At 35.7% G+C, this 23,349-nt stretch carries 15 protein-coding genes and 1 pseudogene; 3 read left to right on the forward strand and 13 right to left on the reverse strand.

The window, feature by feature from the left end; translation table 11 throughout:
* Positions 1–357 precede the first annotated feature (357 nt).
* The 5 genes from hcp to AT726_RS00785 form a co-directional block, all read right to left on the reverse strand.
* Positions 358–2,010, reverse strand: coding sequence for a hydroxylamine reductase (hcp, locus tag AT726_RS00765; RefSeq protein WP_068758816.1), 1,653 nt, complete (start codon positions 2,008–2,010; stop codon positions 358–360).
* 115 nt (positions 2,011–2,125) lie between these two features.
* Positions 2,126–2,788 (reverse strand): Crp/Fnr family transcriptional regulator, encoded by a 663-nt coding sequence (locus tag AT726_RS00770; RefSeq protein ID WP_144436934.1) that lies wholly within the window; start codon positions 2,786–2,788, stop codon positions 2,126–2,128.
* 6 nt (positions 2,789–2,794) lie between these two features.
* Positions 2,795–3,799, reverse strand: coding sequence for a Gfo/Idh/MocA family protein (locus AT726_RS00775; protein WP_055241390.1), 1,005 nt, complete (start codon positions 3,797–3,799; stop codon positions 2,795–2,797).
* Between the two features lie 203 nt (positions 3,800–4,002).
* Entirely contained in the window at positions 4,003–5,283 is a 1,281-nt protein-coding gene (brnQ, locus tag AT726_RS00780) for a branched-chain amino acid transport system II carrier protein (protein WP_068758817.1), read from the reverse strand.
* A gap of 46 nt (positions 5,284–5,329) precedes the next feature.
* Entirely contained in the window at positions 5,330–6,274 is a 945-nt protein-coding gene (locus AT726_RS00785; RefSeq protein WP_237297150.1) for a TRM11 family SAM-dependent methyltransferase, read from the reverse strand.
* Between the two features lie 198 nt (positions 6,275–6,472).
* Here AT726_RS00785 and AT726_RS00790 point away from each other — a divergent pair, with 198 nt between their 5' ends.
* Complete coding sequence (locus tag AT726_RS00790) at positions 6,473–8,464, forward strand: aryl-sulfate sulfotransferase (RefSeq protein ID WP_068758818.1); 1,992 nt, start codon at positions 6,473–6,475, stop codon at positions 8,462–8,464.
* 29 nt (positions 8,465–8,493) lie between these two features.
* Here the strand turns inward: AT726_RS00790 and AT726_RS00795 are convergent, their stop codons facing one another.
* The 5 genes from AT726_RS00795 to AT726_RS00815 all read right to left on the reverse strand — a co-directional run bounded on the left by AT726_RS00795 (position 8,494) and on the right by AT726_RS00815 (position 13,277).
* On the reverse strand, positions 8,494–9,714 hold the full coding sequence (locus tag AT726_RS00795; RefSeq protein ID WP_055274972.1) for a cation:proton antiporter: 1,221 nt from the start codon (positions 9,712–9,714) through the stop codon (positions 8,494–8,496).
* A 237-nt stretch (positions 9,715–9,951) separates the two neighbouring features.
* The gene (locus AT726_RS00800) at positions 9,952–10,887 is read right to left on the reverse strand and encodes a hypothetical protein (RefSeq protein ID WP_068758819.1); all 936 of its coding nucleotides are present in this window, start codon (positions 10,885–10,887) and stop codon (positions 9,952–9,954) included.
* 224 nt (positions 10,888–11,111) lie between these two features.
* On the reverse strand, positions 11,112–11,675 hold the full coding sequence (locus AT726_RS00805; protein ID WP_055304619.1) for a chromate transporter: 564 nt from the start codon (positions 11,673–11,675) through the stop codon (positions 11,112–11,114).
* On the reverse strand, positions 11,675–12,217 hold the full coding sequence (locus AT726_RS00810; RefSeq protein ID WP_055274967.1) for a chromate transporter: 543 nt from the start codon (positions 12,215–12,217) through the stop codon (positions 11,675–11,677). Before AT726_RS00810 ends, AT726_RS00805 begins: the two co-directional genes overlap by 1 nt.
* 142 nt (positions 12,218–12,359) lie before the next feature.
* A complete protein-coding gene (locus AT726_RS00815) occupies positions 12,360–13,277 on the reverse strand; it encodes a manganese-dependent inorganic pyrophosphatase (protein WP_055241402.1) in 918 nt (305 codons plus the stop codon).
* A 153-nt stretch (positions 13,278–13,430) separates the two neighbouring features.
* Here AT726_RS00815 and AT726_RS00820 point away from each other — a divergent pair, with 153 nt between their 5' ends.
* The gene (locus tag AT726_RS00820) at positions 13,431–15,212 is read left to right on the forward strand and encodes a M3 family oligoendopeptidase (RefSeq protein ID WP_055241404.1); all 1,782 of its coding nucleotides are present in this window, start codon (positions 13,431–13,433) and stop codon (positions 15,210–15,212) included.
* 302 nt (positions 15,213–15,514) lie between these two features.
* Positions 15,515–16,704: pseudogene (locus AT726_RS00830) on the forward strand (MFS transporter).
* Between the two features lie 38 nt (positions 16,705–16,742).
* On the opposite strand, the gene AT726_RS00835 reads toward AT726_RS00830, so the two are convergent.
* The 3 genes from AT726_RS00835 to AT726_RS00845 all read right to left on the reverse strand — a co-directional run bounded on the left by AT726_RS00835 (position 16,743) and on the right by AT726_RS00845 (position 23,253).
* Positions 16,743–17,657 carry an alpha/beta fold hydrolase gene (locus AT726_RS00835; protein ID WP_055274963.1) on the reverse strand — a complete coding sequence of 305 codons (915 nt, stop codon included), beginning with the start codon at positions 17,655–17,657 and terminating at the stop codon, positions 16,743–16,745.
* Positions 17,658–17,773: 116 nt separating this feature from the next.
* The gene (locus AT726_RS00840; RefSeq protein ID WP_068758822.1) at positions 17,774–18,526 is read right to left on the reverse strand and encodes a hypothetical protein; all 753 of its coding nucleotides are present in this window, start codon (positions 18,524–18,526) and stop codon (positions 17,774–17,776) included.
* A gap of 137 nt (positions 18,527–18,663) precedes the next feature.
* A complete protein-coding gene (locus AT726_RS00845) occupies positions 18,664–23,253 on the reverse strand; it encodes a PolC-type DNA polymerase III (protein WP_055304614.1) in 4,590 nt (1,529 codons plus the stop codon).
* Positions 23,254–23,349: the final 96 nt, after the last annotated feature.

Below are 23,349 nucleotides of genomic sequence, written 5' to 3' on the forward strand. Positions count from 1 at the left end.
AAGAATGGGGAAATCTTAACGATTCATTCAATACTTTTGGAAGTTCAAATCATAAAAAGAGTCATTTTTTCACCAACGAAGTATATTCAAGGACCAAATAAATTAGTCTATTTAGTAACGATCTATCTGTCTACTACATCGAAGATGCTCAATTTCATTATTATTTATTTTTAAATAGTAATCTCCGGGATAGTTACTAAGACAAGTTGCTACTAAAAACGATACTATTCATCACATGCATTTGATATGACACTATACGATGTTTATTATTATGTGATGCTTCTGCCGATCAATTAGGACAAGATGCTTAATATAAAAAAACTGAAGGGAGACTTATAACTCCCTTCAGTTTTTTAATTATTCATTGATTAATAAAAACTTTTTTAAATCTTCATCAACACTTGAGATACCACCAATTTCGAATGTTTCAACTAAGAAGTTGACGATATTTGGTGATAAGAATGCAGGTAATGTTGGCCCTAAGTGAATTTTTTTCACACCAAGTGATAATAACGCTAATAAGACAATAACTGCCTTTTGTTCATACCAAGCGATATTATAAACAATCGGTAAATCATTAATATCTTCAAGTCCAAACGCTTCTTTTAATTTTAAGGCGATGACAGCTAATGAGTATGAATCATTACATTGCCCTGCATCTAACACACGTGGAATTCCATTGATATCTCCTAATTCTAATTTATTATAACGATATTTGGCACATCCAGCCGTTAAAATCACAGAATCATTCGGTAATGCTTGGGCAAAATCTGTATAATATTGACGTTCTTTATGACGTCCATCACATCCGGCCATTACGACAAAGTGTTTAATCGCCCCACCTTTTACTGCTTCAATAATTGAATCTGCTAAACTTAAGACTTGATGATGAGCAAATCCACCCACTAATTGTCCGGCTTCAATCGCTGTTGGAGCCACACATTGTTTAGCTTGCTCAATCACAGCTGAGAAATCTTTTGTTCCATCTTCTAACACAGGAATTACTTTAAATCCTGGATATCCTGTATTTCCTGTTGTATACACACGATCCATATAAGTTGAATTAGAACGTGGTGGCACTAAACAGTTCGTTGTAAATACAATTGGTCCATTAAATGTTTCAAATTCTTTCGTTTGTAAATGCCAAGCATTCCCATAGTTTCCTTTTAAATGCTCATACTTTTTAAGTTCAGGATAATAATGAGCTGGTAACATTTCACTATGTGTATAAATATCGATTCCTTGATCTTTTGTTTGTTCAAGTAATTGTTTTAAATCGTGTAAATCATGTCCTGTGATTAAAATTCCTGGACGTGTCCCTACTCCAATCTCGACAGTTGAAATTTCTGGATTTCCAAATGTCATTGTATTAGCTTCGTCTAATAATGCCATCGCCTGAACTCCAACTTCACCAAGTGCTAATGTCATTGGAACATATTGCTCAAGTGTTAATTCATCATTTACTAATGAAGCCATAAATTCATGGGCTGCACTAAATAAAGCTTCATTTTTATAGCTTAATTTTTCAGCATGCGATAAGTAAGCAGCTAATCCCTTTAATCCGAATAACATTAACTCACGAATCGAACGAATATCTTCATCTTCTGTTTGATGAATGGCTAAATGAAGTGCTTTGTGAATCATTTCTTCTTTTGTTTTCACGTCTAGTTCATAGATAGCTGCTGATGGTAAGACAATTCCTTTTTCTTGAAGTAATGCTTTATATTGTTCACGATAATTGATACTTGCTTGAATACGTGAGACAAATTCTTCTTCATCAAAGTTTGCATTTGTAATCGTTGCAAATAATCCTTCAATCACAAATAAATCAATTTCTTCAGTATTAATTTCTAATTTTTTGGCTTCCACCGCAAGTGATGATAATCCAATTAACGAGTAAATAAATGTATCCATTAAGGCACTTAATTCTGGTGATTTCCCACAAACACCAAAGACCGTACATCCGATCCCTTTTGCCGCTTCTTGACATTGATTACAGTTCATTTCCATAACTCTCACCTCTTAATCTAAATGACTGCTTCATTATAACGCCAGCTTTTTTAAAAAGATGTGAGGTACATCACATTCAGGGAAAAAATAAAAAAAAGTAGTTCGAAAATTCGAACTACTCTTCACCACTTAACCATTGACGATTGATTTTAAAGGTTTTCCCCTTGACTTCACATAATCCCTCTTCTTTTAGTTCCCCTAACAGGCGACTAAATGTTTCTCTGCGAATACTGAGTAAATCAGCAATCTCTTGTTTAGTGACAGGAATTTTTACAAAGACATCGTCTGAAGAAGACATATGGGCAGTAGTAAAGCGTTGTAACCATTTTCTAAATCGCTCTTTCGCATCAATGAATACTTGGTCCGTTAATAATTGTTGAACACCTTCTAATCGACGATTGAGTTGTTTAAACCATTCTCGCGTTGCTACTTCAGTCGATAAAATTCCCGCTTCTAACGCCTCACGTGGAACTTTAACCACAATCGTTTCTTCAACAGCCATGGCTGTAGCAGGATAACGGTGAGGAGGATTAAATAACGTACTTAAGGCAACAAACTGCCCACCTTGATATAAAGAAAAGATTTTTTCTTGTCCCATCGATGACGTCTTTAATATTTTTAATGTTCCTTCACGAACAAAATAAATCGAATGCGCGATCTCTTCTTGTCGAAATAAAGTTTCACCCTTTTTTAAAGTTATCGCTTGGGATACTCGCTCTAACTGTTCTAAATTCGTTGGATGAATATAGGCGAGTAAAGAATGTTGCTTCAGTTTCATCACCTCTTAATCAATTTCCTTTAAATCAGCTGGATAGACGAGCCCAATTTGAGAGCGAACTTCATCTAATACTCGCATGACTTCATACGAAAATTTAAATGAATTCACTGCTGATTCATGTTTTTGATTTAAAATGAGCTGAATAAATTCTTCGGCTTCATAAACCATATTCTGCTCCACTTGCGGTAATGTTATTTCCTCCACCTCACCATTTCGATAATGAATCGTGACCTGATCCATTTGATTAATTCGATCAATGATGATACTTCCCTCTTCACCTTGAATTTCGGCTGGAAGAGATGAGTTTGAAATTTTGGAGTACATAACGGTTCCTTGCATTTGTGGATATTCAAAAATCACTGACCCTTCTCCATCAACACCAGATTCTAACAGATAAGCACTTGCCTTAATGGCTAAAGGAGCGCCAAATAACGCAATCATAGGGGCAATCGTATACACACCGATATCGACTAATGCACCATTCGATAACTCAGGATTGAAGGCATTTAAAACTGTTCCAGCGCGATAGGCATCATAGCGTGATGAATACTGACAAAAGCTTGCAAAGTAACGGCGCACGGTTCCAATCTTAGACAACTGTTCTTGTATCACTTTAAAGTTTGGCAGTAACGTTGTCTTCATCGCTTCCATCAACAAAACATGATTTGCTTTTGCAGCTGCAATCATAGCTTCAACCTCTTTTAAGTTTGATGCTAATGGCTTTTCACACAATACATGCTTTTGATAATTTAAACACATAATCGCTTGCTTCGCATGTAAGGCATTAGGAGACGCAATATACATGGCATCGACTACATCACTCGTTAAAAGCTCTTCAAGATCTGTGAATATATGTTTCACCCCATATTTGGCAGCGAACGCTTGACCACGTGCTTCTGTACGTGAATAAACGGCACTTAATTCAAAGGCTTCACAATGAGATGCTGCTTGAATAAATTGATCGGTAATAATGTTAGTTCCAATAATTCCAAATCTAACTTTTTGTTTCATACTTATTTCCTCCACCTCTTCCTCATCTCTATCTATAACCTATATTAATTACATCAGACTTAAAATCATAAAACACCCTAATAAAGACTGACTATAGAGGCAGTAAAATCTTTTTATGATGTACAAAAATCACGGCTTCTTACTTATTTAGCATAAAAAATAAAAGTCCCTCTGTCAAGTTATTTGACAGGAGGGACTTTAAACTATTTCGTTGATTTCGTTAAAACAGTTGCTAGAATAAACGTGAAAATAGCTGGAATCATCCATCCAAGTCCTGCTGCATGAAGTGGTAAATATGTCATTAAGGCTGTTAGGCTTGAGATATTCATCATTGGTACTAGCGTTGTTAAAAGACTAACCACTAATGTGACATAAACCGTCCACGCGACCACTCGATCCGATTTCACCAAGCGTCCCATTAAAGTTAAGACGATTAAGACGATTACCAGTGGATAAATCACATCTAATGCCGGCCCAGCTAATGCTACAATAGAATCGACATCATTCGTTGCCATTAACACACTGATAACCGTTAAAATAATAGCATTGGCTACATAAGGAACACGTCCCTTAAAGAGCTTAGTAAAGAACTCTGCACTAGCACTTAATAAGGCAACTGCTGTCGTTAAACAAGCGAGTATGGCTGAAATACTTAAGAAGATAGTTCCGAATGATCCAAATACTTGCTTCACAATATACATGACTAATTGAGTACGCGTAAATGATACATGCTCAAGACCTGAAGTTTGGGCACCTAAATACATTAAACCACCATAGATGATGGCTAACCCTAAAACGGCAATCATTCCCGCCATCATAATCACTTTCGAGATATCCTTATGATCCTTATATCCTTTTGATTTTACTGAGGCTAAGACAATCGATCCAAAAATCATAGCTGCAATCGCATCCATCGTTTGATATCCTTCTTTAAACGATGAAACAAACGTCCCTTCTACCCCAAGCGGAGCAATGTCACCAATTGGCATAAAGATCCCTTTTACGACAATCGAAATTAAGACGATTAATAAAACAGGTGTTAAAAACTTTCCAATTGCATCAACAATTGAGGTTGGTTTTAAAACAAAGAATAAGCAAACAGCAAAAAACACAAGTGTTGTGATCAATGAATTAGCCGATGGGAATAACGTTACAATTCCTAATTCATACGTTGTTGAAGCCGTACGTGGAATAGCAATCACTGGACCAAGCGCTAAAATTAAGATGGCCGTTGACACCATCGCAAATCGTGGTCCAACACGAGAAGCTATTTTTTCAAACGATCCTTCCGCACGTGAACAGGCTAAAATCCCCAAAAGAGGAAGGCCCACTCCTGTTAATAAAAATCCAAATAAGGCTGGGACGAATTGATCCCCTACCGAATTTCCTAAAAACGGTGGGAAAATTAAATTTCCTGCACCAAAAAACATGGCGAATAATGCAAACCCAATGACTATTGAGTCTTTAAATAACTTACTTGTCATACTTTCCTCCTAGTTACTAATCTACGTTGTTCTGATCCATTTTTATTTAACAACACATCGTGATATAACGAACAAATTTCCCCTTCACAGCTTCGCATTGCTCCACAATTTCAAACCCTGCTTCTTTTAATTGTTCATCCATCTTTATTTGAGTCACAATAATTAATTGATCGGCAATGCGACGCGCCTCATTCATAATCATTTGTTGGATTTCCGGTGCAATGGGATTAAAATGTCCATATGGCAAATCAACGATTGCTAAATCATAATGTTCTTGAATCTCTTGAATATCTCCGATTTGAATCACATTTTCATAACCATAATGTTTTAAGTTCTCTTCCGCTTTCCATGCGACTTTAGGATTTAATTCATTCCCTACAATGTTTCCACCAACGGTTAACACTTCAAGAACGACCGTTCCCGCACCACAGCATGGATCAATAATTCGTTTCGTCAAATCACACCCTACTGCTAGATTGGCCACAGCACGTGAAACACGGACACTTAATGAAAATGAATAAGAATGCGGTTTATTTTCATGAGTAACCCATTCATTGGAATTAGGCTCTAACGTTCCAAAGAACCATTCCCCATTTAATTCCGTCAATCCAAGAAGTTGTTTAGGTTGATACATGTCCGCTTCTCCACCAATTAAAAAGCCAACACGTTTTAAACGTTCTAAACGTTCTTTATACTCTACCGTTTGCCCTTTAAATCGTAAGAATAGACACTTAAACGTTTCATAACTTAATGGATTCGCCTTTACTTGCTCATAAAGACCCTCATACGTTTCATGACGATATAAAATCGTTAAACGTTCTTTAATAAAGACACTACGAGAAGGATCAATATCAATTGGAGAAAAGAGATACTTATCCGTTAACTCTTGTCCAAATAAAACTTTCATTTCAAGCTTACATAACGATTCTTCACCTTCTGCATAATTAATTACATATAAATAACCTTGAATCGGTACTTCGTTTATCACCATTTAGTCGTCCTCTTCTTTTTAATCTCGTTGCATAAATGCTATTTTTCATTATAAAATACTCCCTTTGTAAATTGCAACAAAAAAAAACACGAAACGACATTCCCTTTTTCCGTTCCTAATCTCAAAAGGATTATCCCTTTTATATCATATCCTTTTATAGTAAAATAAAACGAAGTATTTGTTTAAGGAGGACTTTTTATGATCCCACGATTATTTCAAATAAGTTTTTTATTCTTATTCACCTTACTGACTGGTTGTGAAGCTACATCTATCACTATTGAGTCAACGTCACCCCCTCTAGAAGTCCAACATCAACTCGAACAAGATTGGTTAATTGAATTTGATGCGGGCAATTATACCATTGAAAATCCTTATCTGTTAAAGGATCCTTATCAAAATTCGCCCCTTTCTTATTTACTAATGTTTAAGACAGAAGAAGAGGCCATCGTCAGCTATGAAGTGGTCGGTCACACCCCACAATTATCATTTACTTACACCTCCCCCACTCCAACAAAAGAGCACTTTCTTATTTTAACGGGACTCTATGCAAATGAAATGAATACGATTCACTTACAGGCCACCTTAGAAACGGGAGAAGTACTAATGCATACGCTTCACCTTAAAACCGATCCTTTACCAAGTCAGGCCATCCATCCAAAGGTGACCCAGTTTAAAACGAATTCAGAGCAAACGAAACTTTATTTAGTATCGGATGATCACTATCACTATCTCATCGATGAAGCGGGAGACATTCGTTGGATTCAAAAGGCTTCATCCGGTTCCGTTACACCTCTAAAGGATGGTACGTTATTAACCTATGATGTCCCTGCTTTTTACTACTATCATCAGGCATTAATTGAGCGTAATTATTTAGGTCAGATTTTAAAACAAATGTATATTCCTGGCGCTGGTCATCATTCATTAGTTGAAACAGATGGTGGTGATTATTTAATCAATTCATCTGATAAATCAAATAACCGCTACATCGAAGATATCATCTATCTGCTCGACTCCAATACTGGAGATGTGTTAGAGACTATTAATTTGCGAGATTATCTCGATGTTTCCCGCTTTGAACAAACACTACCACAAGCCATTAAAGGGGATTACAATGATTGGTTCCATCTCAATTATGCCATGATAGATTCAAGTGACCAGTCGGTCATTGCTTCAGGGCGTTCACAAAGTATGGTCGTGAAAATCAATCCTGAGAAAAAAGAGATTAAATGGATTTTAGGAGCACCTGATGAGGTCAATGAAAGCTTACAACCTTATTTATTAACACCTGTGAATGAGCCATTTTCTTGGCCATTTGCCCAACATTCTGCTAAAGTCTTACCCGACCTTGATCGAAATCCAGAAACAACGGATTTGATCCTTTTTGACAACCATGTCGATATCGGTGTTTTTCCTAGAAAATTTTATCCAGATTTAAATCAATATAGTCGTGCCGTCCACTATCGAATTCATGAATCTGATTTGACCATTGAACAACTTTGGTCATTTGGAGAAGAGTTGAACCCGCCTCTCTGTTCAACCATTATTAGTGAAGTTGATTACTTGCCAATGAATGAGTCGATGCTTGTTTTATTCGGATTCATTCAACAAGGAAATCAAACGGGTGGGAAACTCTTTGAGGTCGATGTCCATGATGCGTCATCGATTATATTTGAAATGGAACTTTTAGCTGAAGGTATTAATCATATCTATACGAGTGAAGCCTTAGACATGAGTGATTTAAATTTAACAATCGAATTTACTCCAATCTCAAGTTTGAGTAAAGTTAATTTAAACGTTCAAAAAGAAACGCCGCTTTTACCTGAGTCATTCACTAAAAAAAGATTGGATTCATCACTTATTCAAACAATGACCTTAACTGATTCGGTATTATTTTTGGATACCTATCTCATGAAAGAGCAAATCACAGATGAATTAACACTGGTCCTAACCAATGTGAATGAAGAGCGCTATACTTATAGTATTTCTCCCACAGATTGCTTCTTGGTAACGATGGATGATTCCATTCCTCGCCTTCCTTCCGCTTATAAACGAGCACTGAAAAAAGAGAACCTTTATCGGGTGATCGATCGAACGGATTTAAGTCTATTACCTTCAGATGTTTATACCGTCTCTTTTTTCACGAATCAAACCCTTTACGAAACCTCTTATAAACTTCATCTTCAACATTAAAAAAGTGGTGCTACTGAGTAGCACCACTTTTATGATTGAATTAACTTTGATTTTTTATGAAGCTCAGAATCAGATTCTTTATTAGAACTAAAAACTAATTTTAATAAAATCGGAGTCAGAATAGTGGTCACAACGACCATGATAACCACCGGTCCAAAAAAGGTTGCACCCATCAATCCTAACGCTGCTCCCTTACTGGCAACAATCAATGCGACTTCACCGCGCGAGATCATTCCAACTCCGATTTGTACACATTCTCGATTCGAATATTGACAAAGTTTAGCCCCTATCCCACAACCAATAATTTTAGATATAATAGCAATAATCACTAATATAACTGTAAATATTAATAATTCACTACTCATCTCACTTAAATCTACTTGAATTCCAATACTGGCAAAGAAAATGGGCGAAAGTAACATATAAGAAATCGTTTCAAATCGAGAATTAATATACTGAGCACATGGTGTATTCGATAAAATCAAGCCTGCAATAAAGGCTCCCGTTATGTCTGCAACACCAAAAAATTCTTCTGCACAAAATGAAAGTAACAAACAAAAAACAAAAGCAATAATCACAAAGCGTCTCATATCTTTTTGATAAGCTCTGACCCAATGATTATAAAACTGATAAAATAAAACGCCCGCACCAATCGCAAAAACAAAAAATAAGGCAACCTTGCCTAATACAAGGGCAATATTAACCGAATCATCCGCACAGCTTGTGACAATCGTCAAAGCTACAATTCCTAAAATATCATCAATAATCGCTGCTCCTAAAATGGCATTACCAGCACGTGTATTTAATTTTCCTAACTCTTTTAACGTTTCAACCGTAATACTAACAGAGGTCGCCGTTAAAATAACCCCAATAAAAATATTTTGTAATAAATGACTAACCTCTTCTGGTGAACTTTCTTGATTAAAAATAGAAGCAATGCCCAGTCCCCCGACTAAAGGAACTAATACTCCAAGTAATGCAATAATAAATGATGCTTTTCCTGTCTTTTTTAACTCTGTTAGATCTGTTTCAAGTCCCGCTGTGAACATCAAGACAATGACACCTAGTTCCGCAACTTGCTTGATAAAATCTGTTTCGTGTAACACATTTAACATCGCAGGCCCTAATACTAGCCCTGCTAATAAGGCTCCAACCACTTGTGGCATCGAAAACTTTTTCGTTACTAAACCAAAAACTTTTGTACTCAACAGAATTAATGCCATATCAAATAAATACTTATATGATAGCATACCCACTCATCTCCATTACTTAGATTTTACTCATTTTCCCTATTGAATTTTGATTGACTTCGTCTTTTCTAATCAAACTTTCCCCCTTTATATCCGAATGGTTATTAACCCTAGTAATATAACATGTCGTTCACGTAAATTCGCTCACGATTTGTCGAAACATCGATTAAAATCGTGAATACGCCTTCATTTATATCCATCAAAAAAGCATGATCTGGTTATGATCATGCTTTTCGTTTATTTAACTAAGCGATTATATAATTCAACAATCTGTGCTTCTAACTGTGCTAAAACAGCAATTGATGTAAACTGAACACGACTCGTATAAGCCTCGCTCTTAGCCGGCGTATCAAAGACTAATCCTAAAGCTTCAACCTCAGCTTGAGATAAATAAGTTAGAACATAATGTTTACGTCCGGTTAATTTCAAACGCATCATCACACGACTCTTTAAATAAATCGTTAAATACTTTCCAACCGTCTTGAAAGATAGGTTCTCGACCTCACAATGATTCATTCTTAAAATCATTTTAATAGTCTCAAATACCTGTTCCTCTAAAGAAAGTGTCTGCTGGGCCGATTCTTCTTGAACATCGTCTAATTTTTCTGCTTCTGTCTCTTCTTGAGTTTCTTCTACTTCAGTCACTTCTGTCTCTTCTTGAGTTTCTTCTACTTCAGTCACTTCTGTTTCTTCTTGAGTTTCTTCTACTTCAGTCGCTTCTGTTTCTTCTTGAATTTCTTCTAATTCAGTCACTTCTACGTCCTCAATTTGACTAGACTCATTGATGACCACTATTTCTTCGATTTGTGTTAATTGCTGTCCTTCTTCTACTAAAGCTTCAAGTGCTGCTTCAACCTCATCAGCTGAAACACCTTTACTTAACATCAGCTCTTCATTTTCCGCTAAAGACCTTCCTTCTTTAAAGTCTTTCTCAGGATTAATCATCGGAACAGTATTGACGTATAATGATTTAAACTCATCCATTTTACCTAAGCCAATTCGGATCCCTAAAACAGACAGGAAACTAATAATTAAACAAGCCGTACTAATAAATGTAGACGATAACGTCAAGAAAAAGCCGATGACACTACTAATTAAAATGACTAAAAAACAAACCGTCATTTTTCGGAACCATGTATATTTTTGGCTCCATTTATCAACTTCACTTAACAATGAATTCACCTCTTATCAAATTACAAATGGCACATATGCCTTTCTCTTCTAAATATATCGTATTTTTACATATTTTCATATACAATTTTCTCATAAATCGACAAAAAATATAACTTTTAGCTCAATTAGAAATGAATAACTAGATAATATAGGATAATACTGGTTTGTAATCCTTTTTATTAGAAATAAAAAAGATAGAAGGTTTTCTCCTTCTATCCAAATGGTTATAATCCAATAATAACTCCAACCAGAGCTCCAGCTGCAATAAAGAGAATTGGATGTTTATTAATTTTATTCGTAATAACGTATAAAACAATAAATAAAAGAGCTGCTTTGAAATCTAAAAAATCCGCCCAATGATGCGTCACATTAAATTTATCAAGTGTTAAAACTGAAATCTTAAACACACCAAATCCCGCAACAGCAATTAGTCCGGTAACAGCTGGTCGTAAGGCATAAAACACAGATTGTACAGCTTTACTCTCTTTAAATTTATTTAAAACATGGGCCACAATAATAATGATAATAACGGATGGCATAACTAATCCAATGGTTGCAATTAATCCACCTAAAATTCCACCCGCATTAAAGCCAGCATAAGTTGCCATATTAATCCCAATTGGACCAGGTGTTGATTGAGAAACGGCAATCATGTTTCCAAGCATCGCTTCATCAAACCAAGTATATTTTTCTGCTAGTTCATATAAGAAAGGTAAGGTCGCAAGTCCGCCACCGACGGCAAATAATCCAATCTTAAAAAATTCCAAAAATAAAATGAAATACGTCATTATGCTCTCTCTCCCTTTCTCCCTTTGACTAACAATCCCACGATAGCAGCTGAAATCACAATAAATACCGGTGAGATATTCGTTAAAATTCCAATGGCAATCGTAACTAGTACGATTCCTAGACACACTTTATCAATAACCGATCCTTTCCATAACTTAATCACCGCATTTAAAACAAGCACACAAACAGCCACACGAATTCCATTAAAAGCATGTTGAACTATCTCAAATTCTGCAAACGTCTGTAAAAAAGCAGCTAAAATCATAATAATCACTAAAGATGGAAACACAACACCTGCTGTTGCAACAATCGCCCCCAAAATTCCATGATGTTTATAACCAATAAAAGTGGCTGTATTAACAGCGATGACACCTGGCGTACATTGTCCAACAGCATAGTAATCCATCACTTCTTCTTCAGTCGCCCACTTTTTCGTTTCTACCACTTCTTTTTGTAACATTGGTAACATGGCATAACCACCACCAAATGTTAAACCACCAATGCGACAAAATGTCCAAAACAAATCGATATAATCGTTCATAAATGAACCTCCCAAAAATAATTTCATTCAATATTATATCTCAAATTTTATATTTTAAAAGAAATTTTAACCATTCCTTGTGGATAAAATAGTTTTCAATAAAAAAAGAGGACTTTTAAAAGTCCTCCCTAATACTTATTAATTAAGCAATACGATCCATCACTGGAACGATTTGTTTTTTACGAGAAACAACACCTTCAAGTAAAGCTGTGTTTTCTGTTAATTCAACATTAAATGCTTTTTCAACGATATCCGTACGTTCACCTAATGCGATTACTTGTGAATTACTATTTAAGATATCTGTGATGACAGCGACGAATAAGTTTAATCCTTTTTCTGCAATAATGGCTTGCATTTGCTCTTCTAACTCAGCTTTACGAGTCATCATATCTTCAATGCTAACCACGTTGATTTGTGCAATTTCAACCGTTGATGATCCCATTGGGAATACTTTAGCATCAATCCCTAATAATTGACCTGCTGTTAAATCAGAAAGATCAGTTCCTGCTTTTAACATTTCTAATCCGTAAGTCTCAACATCTAATCCTGCGATTTGCGCTAACTCACGGCACGCTTTTTCATCTTGTGGTGTACAAGTTGGTGATTTGAATAATAATGAGTCTGAAATGATCGCACTTGCCATTAATCCTGCGATTTTAGGCTCGATTTCGATTCCATTTTCTTTATACATTTTATATAAAATTGTTCCTGTACATCCAACTGGCTCTGCACGATAGAATAATGGTTCAGATGTTTGGAAGTTTGCAATACGGTGATGATCAACAACCATTTTGATTGTTGCTTTTTCAATTCCGTTTGCACTTTGGTTAAATTCGTTGTGGTCCACTAAAATAACTTCATCATTTTCAGTAACTTCTTCAATTAACGTTGGAGCTTCCACTTGGAAATGATTTAAAATGTATTGAGTTTCTTTATTAACATCACCTAAACGGCAAGCTTTCACGTCCATACCTAATTTTGTTTGTAAGTCAGTCATGACTAAAGTAGATGTAATTGAATCCGTATCTGGATTTTTATGTCCGAATACTAATGTAGCCATTGATTCATTCCTCCTTCTGAATTTTCACTTCTCTTATTTTACACTATATTGCTAAAAAACTCATCGCCTTTTACTCCAAATTTACAATTTTTCAATCATATTTTACCTCAAATCGGTTTAGACTACTAAGAGAATGAATAAAGGAGGCGTTTTATGGAAACGACTTGGAGCTTAAAAGAATTATATGAATCATTTGAAAGTGAAGACTTCTTAAATGACTTAAATACCGTTGATGACCTCATCAAGCGCTATGAAACGTATGCACAATCTCTATCTAATATAGATAAAAATGAAGTCAAAAAGCTAGAAGAGTATCTAGAATTTCAAATTGAAATGGCCAGCTTATTTCAACGACTCTTCTCATTTTGTTCCTTAACTTTAAGCACTAATACAAGTGATGAAAAAGCATTAAAATACTCAGATATTTTAAATGAAAAAAGTAGTGCTTTAGCTTCAAGTGAAGCAAAAGTTAATCATTGGATTGGGTCTTTAAAAAATATCGATTCCTTTTTATCTCAATCAGAGGCATTAAAAGACCATTCCTTTTTATTCCATGAGATTCAACAATTCAGCGCTCATTTATTAAGTGATAAAGAAGAAGCTATTGTGGCTAAATTACAAAATACAGGTTCCATTGCGTGGTCAAAGTTAAAAGATATGTTGACATCTAAGCTCATGGTTGATGTCCCGCTCCAGGATGAGGTTAAATCCATGCCACTCACCATGGCACGAAATCTCGCACACGATAAAAATCCTGATATCCGTAAAGCGGCGTATGAAGCTGAATTAAAAGCCTATGAAAAAGTGGATGATAGTTTAGCTGCTTGTTTGAGCAACATTAAGGGCGAAGTCATTACATTATGTAAATGGCGTGGCTATGAATCTGCCCTTGAAGAAACACTTTTAAAATCTCGCATCACAAAAAAAACATTAGATGCGATGCTCGCTGCCATCGTAGAAGCCCTACCTCATTTTCGTGACTTTCTAAAAACAAAAGCAAAATGTCTAGGTCATAAAAACGGTCTTCCCTTTTATGATTTATTTGCTCCACTTGGAACTCACACTCAAACCTTTGACTATGAACAAGGAACACAATATGTTCTAAAATTATTTAAAACCTTTTCTGACGAACTGGCTGAGTATGCCAAAGAGGCGATGGAAGGGGCTTGGATTGATGTTTATCCCAAACAAGGAAAAGTAGGTGGTGCCTTCTGCTCAAACTTACACATCATTAAACAAAGTCGTTTCTTATTAAATTATGGCGATCAATTTAGTGATGTCATTACGATGGCTCATGAGCTCGGACACGGATTTCATGGCTATTGCTTAAATGAAGAAAGTATCTTAAACTCTGGTTATCCTATGCCTTTAGCTGAAACAGCGTCAACCTTCTGTGAAACCATCGTTAAAAAGGCTGCGATTAAAGGTGGTGACGAGGAACAAGCGTTTGCTGTTTTAGAACAAGAATTAACAGACGCCACTCAAATCATCGTCGACATTTATAGCCGTTATTTATTTGAAACTGAACTCTTCAAACGCCGAGAAGAAAGTTCAGTTGGGGTTAAAGAATTAAATGAAATGATGATTAAAGCTCAAAAAGAATCCTATGGTGATGGCCTTGATCCCAATTATTTACACCCTTATATGTGGGCATGTAAACCTCACTATTACGATGCTTCTTCTAACTTCTATAACTTTCCTTATGCCTTTGGGTTATTATTTGCAAAAGGTCTATATGCCAAATATGAAGAACAGGGCGAAGACTTCCCTAAAGCTTATAAAAACCTTTTGGCAGTAACGGGTAAACTATCGGCTAAAGAAGTCGCTCAAACAATGGATATTGATATTGAAGATCAAGCCTTTTGGAAAAAATCACTCGATTTAATCATCGAAGATATTGAATATTTTAAACAATTAGCTCAAAAACGATTTTAATTAAGTCTATTCAACAGCAACCACGATGAGTTGCTGTTTTTTATTCGCTAAATCAGTGAAACTCCCTCCCACTAAATTGAGATGAACCTATCAGCAACCTTAAAATAATTAATAGAAAAAATGGTTTTTATTGCCTTTTTTCTCTTTATCATCCATAATAAGTGGTAAATGAATTTTAATTTCAAAGGAGAATCATTATGAAAAGTTATAACTTTTATAAATGGAGAATTTGGATTATTTTAACCTTTTCATTTGTCCTTTCTCTCTTCCATCGCGGATCCATGGGTGTCATTTCATCCCCTATGAGTGCGGACTTAAATGCAACTGCTACACAAGTTAGTAATATTGCCTCGGTAACCTTTTATACATATGCTTTAATGCAAATTCCTGCTGGATTGTTACTAGATCTTTACGGATATCGTAAAATCAGTGGTTTGGGTGTCTTACTAACAGGAATCGGATCAATTTTACACGGAATAACTCCATCCATATCTCTCGCGTATATGGGACGACTACTTGTTGGACTTGGAACGTCCGTTATTTTTATTTCTGTCTTAAAAGCCCAAAGTATTTGGTTTAACCGGCGTGAATTTACGCGTGCTTCAGGACTCCTTTCATTTATTGGGAATATGGGGGGATGCTTGCTACATTTCCACTTGCCATTTTAGTGGCTTACATGGGGTGGCGTGGTTCAATGACTTGGATGGGATTCCTTTGTGTCATTATCTCACTGTTAATCTTTATCTATGTTAAAAATCATCCTAACGATTATGGATTCGAAGCAAAAGGAAAAACAGGTATTTCACAAAAGATTAATTTGAAACAAGCATTGAAAACGGTCCTCTTAAATCGTTCCATTTGGCGTAATTTCTTTGCCCTGTTCACATTAGTCGGTTGTACGACTGCTTTTTCTGGTGTTTGGGGGGTCAACTATTTATCAACTGTCTATCACCTAACTGAAACAAAAGCTTCATTTTATATTTCCTTTATTCTTATTGGGTTAATTGTTGGTTCATTATGTATTAATAAAATTCTAAGCTGGTTTAAATATCAAATCTCACTTTGCCAGCGCATTGCTTCGACTCTAATGACACTTTGTTGGATCTACTTTTTAATCATAGCCAATGGACAACCACCTCTTTCCATCCTACCGATTTTACTATTTATGATAGGATTTTTCGCCACCGCACACATCCTATCCTTTACTGATATTACAAATTACTGTACACCTGATAACAATGGGCTGGCTAGCAGTTTTATTAATGCTGGGGAGTTTATCGCAAGCTCACTCATCACCTTATTAATTGGTACTTTTCTTGATTTAACTTATGTCGGAAGCAGCACAGACGCTGTCCGTTACTACAGTGCTAGTCAATATAAACTATGTTTCTTTATTTTCCTATTTATTTCAGCTTTAGGGATTTTAACTAGTTTTATTAGTTGTAAACAAGAACAGGAAAAATCCTCCTCAACGCTGACAACCACTCATTAATAAAATAAAAACCAGAGATCGAATCTCTGGTTTTTATTTTATATCGCTTCTTCTAGCCATTGATGAATTTCTTCATAAACGATGTTTTTTTCTTTTTCATTTAAAATTTCATGACGCATTTTCTGATATAATTTATAATTAATATCAACTAATCCAGCGTCTTTCATAACTTCATAAGCTTTGATAACCATTTGACCATATCCACCAACGGGATCATCTTCACCTGATAATAATAAAACAGGCAAATCATATGGCATTTTTTTTATATTCTTCTCATTTGTTATATACAATAAGCCAGTAAATAAATCTTCAAATCCTGCAGTAGTAAAAACAAACCCACAACTTGAATCAGCACAAAATTGTTTCACTATACTTTCATCATAACAAATCCAATCACTTGGCGTTTTAGCATTTTCAATGTGTTGATTAAAGGTTCCATATGATAATCGGTGAAGCAAAGGACTACGATATCTTGAACCTTTGATACGTTTGATTATTTTAGCAGCTATTTTTCCTGCGACTAATTGATATTTTGGTTCATGTGCCGTTCCAGTTAAAATCAAGCCATTAATCGTCTCTCCATAATCAATCGCATAATGTCTTGCTAAAAATGATCCCATACTATGACCTAACATAACAATTGGTAAATCTGGATGTTTGGCATGAATTAAATCATTAATCGATTTTAAATCATCCACCATTTTACTCCATCCGTTAGTTTCACCAAAATATCCATAATCATCTGCACTCTTCACAGATGCTCCATGTCCACGATGATCATTCGCATAAACAACATAGCCTTGGCTGATTAAATAAGCAATAAACTGCTCGTAACGCATCGTATGTTCACAAGAACCATGAACTAATTGAATCACTCCACGTGTTCGAATTTCTGCTTGTGGCTCATAGACATAAAGTTCTATGTCATAACCATCTACCATTTGAACTTTCAAGAATGTGGCCCCCTTCATATTACATATGTATACTGTACCATAATTTCAAAGGGAAGCCAACTCTTTCACTAGACTGGGCCATTGTTTTTTAATCTTTTATACTGTTTTCTCATCAATTATTCGAAATCCGTTTCATTTCCTACAACAATTTGATAAGGAACAAACTTCCCGTCTTGATACGTTAAATAAACTTCAACAATACCTAAATTATCTACCGTTGCAATTCCAACAATTCGTTGTGAGGCTACTAAGCTATAAGCATCTTGTCCCCTTGGAGTCATAATTGGATATAATCCACCTAACGGCAACACATCTCCTCTTAAATTTTCTTTAACTTTTCCTTCAGGAGTATAGTACTTATCTAATAGCTCTTTATCTTTTGTTGAAAGATCCAGTTTATAGGTTTGATTAATGGTGTTATTTTTAACGATGACTCCATAGTTATTCGTAAAACTAATACTCCAATCATATAAATCATTCAAATCATTATAATCGAGTAACTGGACTGGCTTTTTATCTTTAAAACTATAAATGTAATAATAATGAATATTTCCACTTCCACCAGAACTAATTGAGACATAAATATCATTAATATCGTCTTGATTAAAATCACCTAAAAAAAGTGTACTACCATAACCACCATTTAAATCAAGAGTTTTTTCCGTGACTTCGCTCGTCACACCATCAACGACAAAAATTGTAATATCCTCTTGGTAAATCGCATCTGGACTTTTTTTATTTCCTGCAAGATAAATAAAGTCATCCACTTGATCTCCTGTCACATCCGCTATTTTACGATCAAAAATATAAGGAGCATCAACCTCGACGGCTAATTCAATCTGAGGAGGAATATAAGCTTCTAAAAACATCTCAACAATCTCCTTTCCAATCTAAACTAACCTTAGTATGAGTGATTAACGGGAATCTATGAATTTTTTTGTATATATTAACAATTTAATTTTAGGATTATTAAAAAAGAGGTCCCCCAAAAGTGGACCTCTTAAGATTAGAATAATGTCATTTGGTTACTTGGTGGTTGAACCGATGCTTTAGCTGGCTTATCATTCCCTAATTCCATGTCTCCAAAGACATTCATTAATTGTAATTTTTCGATTAATGTTTTTGAAACTTTTCCACGTGTTTGAACGTCTTTAATCGTTTTAAAGGGTTCTTCTTCACGAGCAGCTACGATTTGACGCGCTACGTTCTCCCCTAATCCGTCTAAAGCGGTAAATGGTGGAATTAATGATTTTTTATCTTCTGAAATTTTGAAATCAACCGCTTGTGATTCCTCAATATTAAAGTTTTGGAAATAGAAGCCACGCTCTGTCATTTCAAGCGCAATTTCTAAAATCGTGACTAAGTTTTTCTCTTTTGGTGTCGCTTCAAATCCTTTTTCTTCAATTTCATCTAGACGTTTACGAATCGCATCTGGCCCCTTAATCATGGTTTCCATTTCAAACACATCTGCACGTTTTGAGAAGTATGCACAGTAATAATAAATTGGATGATGAACTTTAAACCAAGCAATACGTATTGCCATTAAAACGTAAGCTGTCGCATGGGCTTTTGGGAACATGTACTTAATCTGACCACATGACCAAATATACCATTCTGGAATATTATGCTTACGCATTTCTTCTTCAAATTCTTTCCATCCATCTGGCACTTTACTTGCCATTCCTTTACGAACAAACTCCATAATTTTGAAGGCTAAGGCTGGTTCTAACCCACCATACATTAAGTAAACCATGATATCATCACGACATCCGATAACATTCTTAAATTCAATCTTACCAAATTTATCGTACTTACCTGCTACTAAATCAGCCGCATTATTTAGCCAAACATCTGTTCCATGTGATAGACCCGAAATTTTAACTAACTCAGCAAATGTTTTTGGTTTTGTATCTTCAAGCATGTTACGAACGAATGGGGTTCCAAACTCAGGTACTCCATATGATCCCGTCGTTGAACGAATTTGCTCTGGCGTCACACCTAATGATTCCGTTGAATAAAACAGTTTGTAAACCTCGGGATCATCTGTTGGAATATCTTTTGGATCAATACCAGAAATATCTTGTAAATAACGAATGACCGTCGGATCATCGTGCCCAAGAATATCAAGTTTTAATAAGTTATCATGAATTGAGTGGAAGTCGAAATGTGTGGTACGCCATTCTGCTGTTGGATCATCTGCTGGATATTGAATGGGTGTGACATCATAAATATCCATGTAGTTTGGTACAACGATAATTCCACCCGGGTGCTGTCCTGATGTACGACGAACCCCTTCACATCCTTTGGCTAAACGTTCAATTTCAGCGGTACGCATCTCTTTATGTGTATCCTCAATAAATCCTTTAACATACCCAAAAGCTGTCTTTTCAGCAACCGTACCAATCGTTCCGGCACGGAAAGCAAAATCATCACCGAAGACTTCACGGCAATATAAATGAGCGACGGGTTGGTATTCACCTGAGAAGTTTAAATCGATATCGGGAACTTTATCTCCTTTAAATCCAAGGAAGGTCTCGAACGGAATATCATGTCCATCTTTACGCATTTTCGTTCCGCAATGTGGACAATTCGCATCTGGTAAGTCAAATCCAGATTCCGCATTGGCTAAAATATCCTGGAATGGTTCTTCTTCTTTACGAATCCCATAACGCCCTTTTTCATCTTCATTCATCTTAAAGGCAGAGAATAGACAATTCGGACATCGATAATGCGGTGATAAAGGGTTAACTTCAGTAATATCCATTAATGTGGCTACGAAAGACGATCCAACTGAACCACGAGAACCTACTAAGTACCCATCGTCGAGTGATTTCTTAACTAACATGTGTGAAATATAGTAAATAACAGCGAATCCATTACCAATGATACTATTTAATTCTTTAATGAGGCGGTCTAATACATACTGTGGTAATTCTGATCCATACCATTCATACGCACGCTCATAACACATCTCACTTAAACGATCTTTGATACTTGGAATCCCTTTATCTTTTAAGAAATCATCTGCAGGCGTAAATAACTCATCTTTAATCGCTTTAATCATCTCACATTGATCGGCAATCATATTTGGATTTGTTACAATGATTTCTTTTTGTTTTTCTTCACTCAAGAAGTGGAAATCATTAAACATCTCATCCGTTGTTCTAAAATGCATACTTGGAATCGATTTAATATCTGGATGATTTAATGGATGACGTCCACCTCCGATTGATGGTGTTCGTGTATAAATCTGACGATATATTTTATCTTCACGATTTAAGTGATGAACATCTCCTGTGGCGCAGACTGGAATATTTAACTCTTCACCGACTTTGATAATACGTTCAATCGTTTGAATAATATACCCTGCCATCTCTTTTGAATTTAAATCAATTAAATGTGAATAAACTTCTGGGGGTTGAACTTCTAAGTAGTCGTAAAACTTAGCTTTTTCTTTTAACTCCTCGTATGATTTATTGATTGCTGTTTCAAAGACCTCACCATTGACACAACTACTTCCAATTAATAACCCTTCACGATGAGCTTCTAAGTAGCTACGACGAATACGTGGCTGACCATATAAGTCGTTTGTCATCGATTGAGAAACGACTTTAAATAAGTTTTTAAATCCAACTTCATTTTTTGCTAAAATGGTCACATGCGTAGAATAATCGAGCTTAAACGATGTATCTTTATCCACTAGGTTATTAATTTCATCATGCGTCTTAATACCTAGCTTCATCATATCTTTAAGTAATAAGATAAAGGCTTGACCTGTGGCACGTGCATCGTAAATGGCACGGTGATGTTGAGTTAATTCTACCTTAAAGAATTTCGATAACGCCTTTAAATTAAATCGTTTCATCTTACGCTTAAATTTTTCATCAATGGTTGCATCTGTCGCATAATTCCAATACACCCCAAATTGGTGGTGATACATCACACGAGCTGCAGCCAGTGTATCAATGACAGGATTTGTACATGGACCTAAATTAAAGCGTTTATAGGTAGCATGTAAATGCCCCATATCAAAGGCTGCATTATGAGCAACTAAAATACAGTCTTCTGACCAAGCTTTAAAGCGGCGCATCACGTCCTCAAGTTCAGGTGCATGATCAACATCACTTTGTAAAATATGAGTTAACTCAATTGTTTTTAACGAAAGTTTACGATGAGGGTTTGCAAAATCTGAAAACTCATCAATAATCGCACCATTTTTAATTTTTACCGCTGCAATCTCAATAATCACATCATAATTTGTCGAAAAACCAGTGGTTTCGACGTCATAAACGACATAGGTAGCATCATTTAAATTTAACGGTTGTTCATCCCAAGCAATTTTCGGTTCATCTTCAACTAGATAACCTTCAACGCCATAAATCACTTTAATATCATTTTTCTTTGCAGCATGATAAGCATCAGGAATTGCCTGAACGACACCATGATCCGTTAAAGCAATCGCTTTATGTCCCCACTGTGCCGCTTGCTTAATGTAATCTGCAATATCGGTTACACCATCCATTGCACTCATTTTCGTATGGACATGAAGCTCCACACGCTTCTCACCTTCTGGTGCTAGATCTTTACGAGGTTCTGTTTTAGCATCAATCACGTTTGCTGCATTTACCATCATACTTAACTCTTTTGAGAATGAGTCAAATTGAATACGTCCACTCACACGAACCCAATTACCTTTTTTCAAAATTTTAGGAACCATTTTTTTCATTTCTGCTGATTTAGCAAACATTTTAATATAAATCGAATCCGTATAATCTGTAAATTTAGCCGTAATTAACATCATCTCACCATTTCGGATATCGCGTGTTTCTGCATCAAAGATATATCCTTCTAAAATACAGCGACTCATTTCATCATCAATATCTTTACAGTTCATCGGAGTTCCATTAATCGGTCCTCCAATTGATGTCTCTGTCACTTCTGGCTCTTTTCGCGAATATCCTCCGCGACTTCCACCATAACCTCCACCTTCACCACGATAAACCGGTTTTTGTGGCTCCGCCTCTGGTTCAATAGGCTTTGGAATTTCTACAATTGGTGGTAATGACGTTTCTCGCTCTGTTAAAATATCTGCATCTGAAAGAGCATCTTCTGAATAAATTGGTCGAACCTGTTTAATTGGGAACCCAAAGCGTTCATAACTTTGCTGAATCTTAGTCGCATACTTTTGTTGAATTTCATTATAATATTGCTCATCCTTAACAGCGATTTGTAACTCATCACCTACAACAGAAGCTTTAAAGCTCTCAAGACAGCGAATTAATAAATCTTGACGGCTTAAATATTCAATCATCAGCGGCCAATATTCTAAAATTTGCTCGTCACTTGGTCGACTTAAATAACGAATCGTAAATGTTGCTTGATTCACTGTTTGAATACGACCAAATGTGTGATCAAATCGTGAATAAAACTCATAAAAAGCTGCTGAAATAAGCGGTGTATCAAACGTTAAATGAAAAAGTAATGCTTGACGCTTACGAAAAACATCTACTTTCTCAATCGTTTTTTCTTCAAATAAAAAAAGTTGATGCTCCGGATATTGAATTTGTTCCAATAAAATTTGCATCTGTTTTTGCATACGGGGCTCCCCCTTTTCTATATAAAAGACTAGTTAGTCATAACTAATACATTTTATCATTATTTGACGATTATTTCATCATTAAAATTTAACCAA

This window comes from Turicibacter sp. H121, assembly GCF_001543345.1.
Taxonomy (GTDB): Bacteria; Bacillota_I; Bacilli_A; order MOL361; family Turicibacteraceae; genus Turicibacter; species Turicibacter bilis.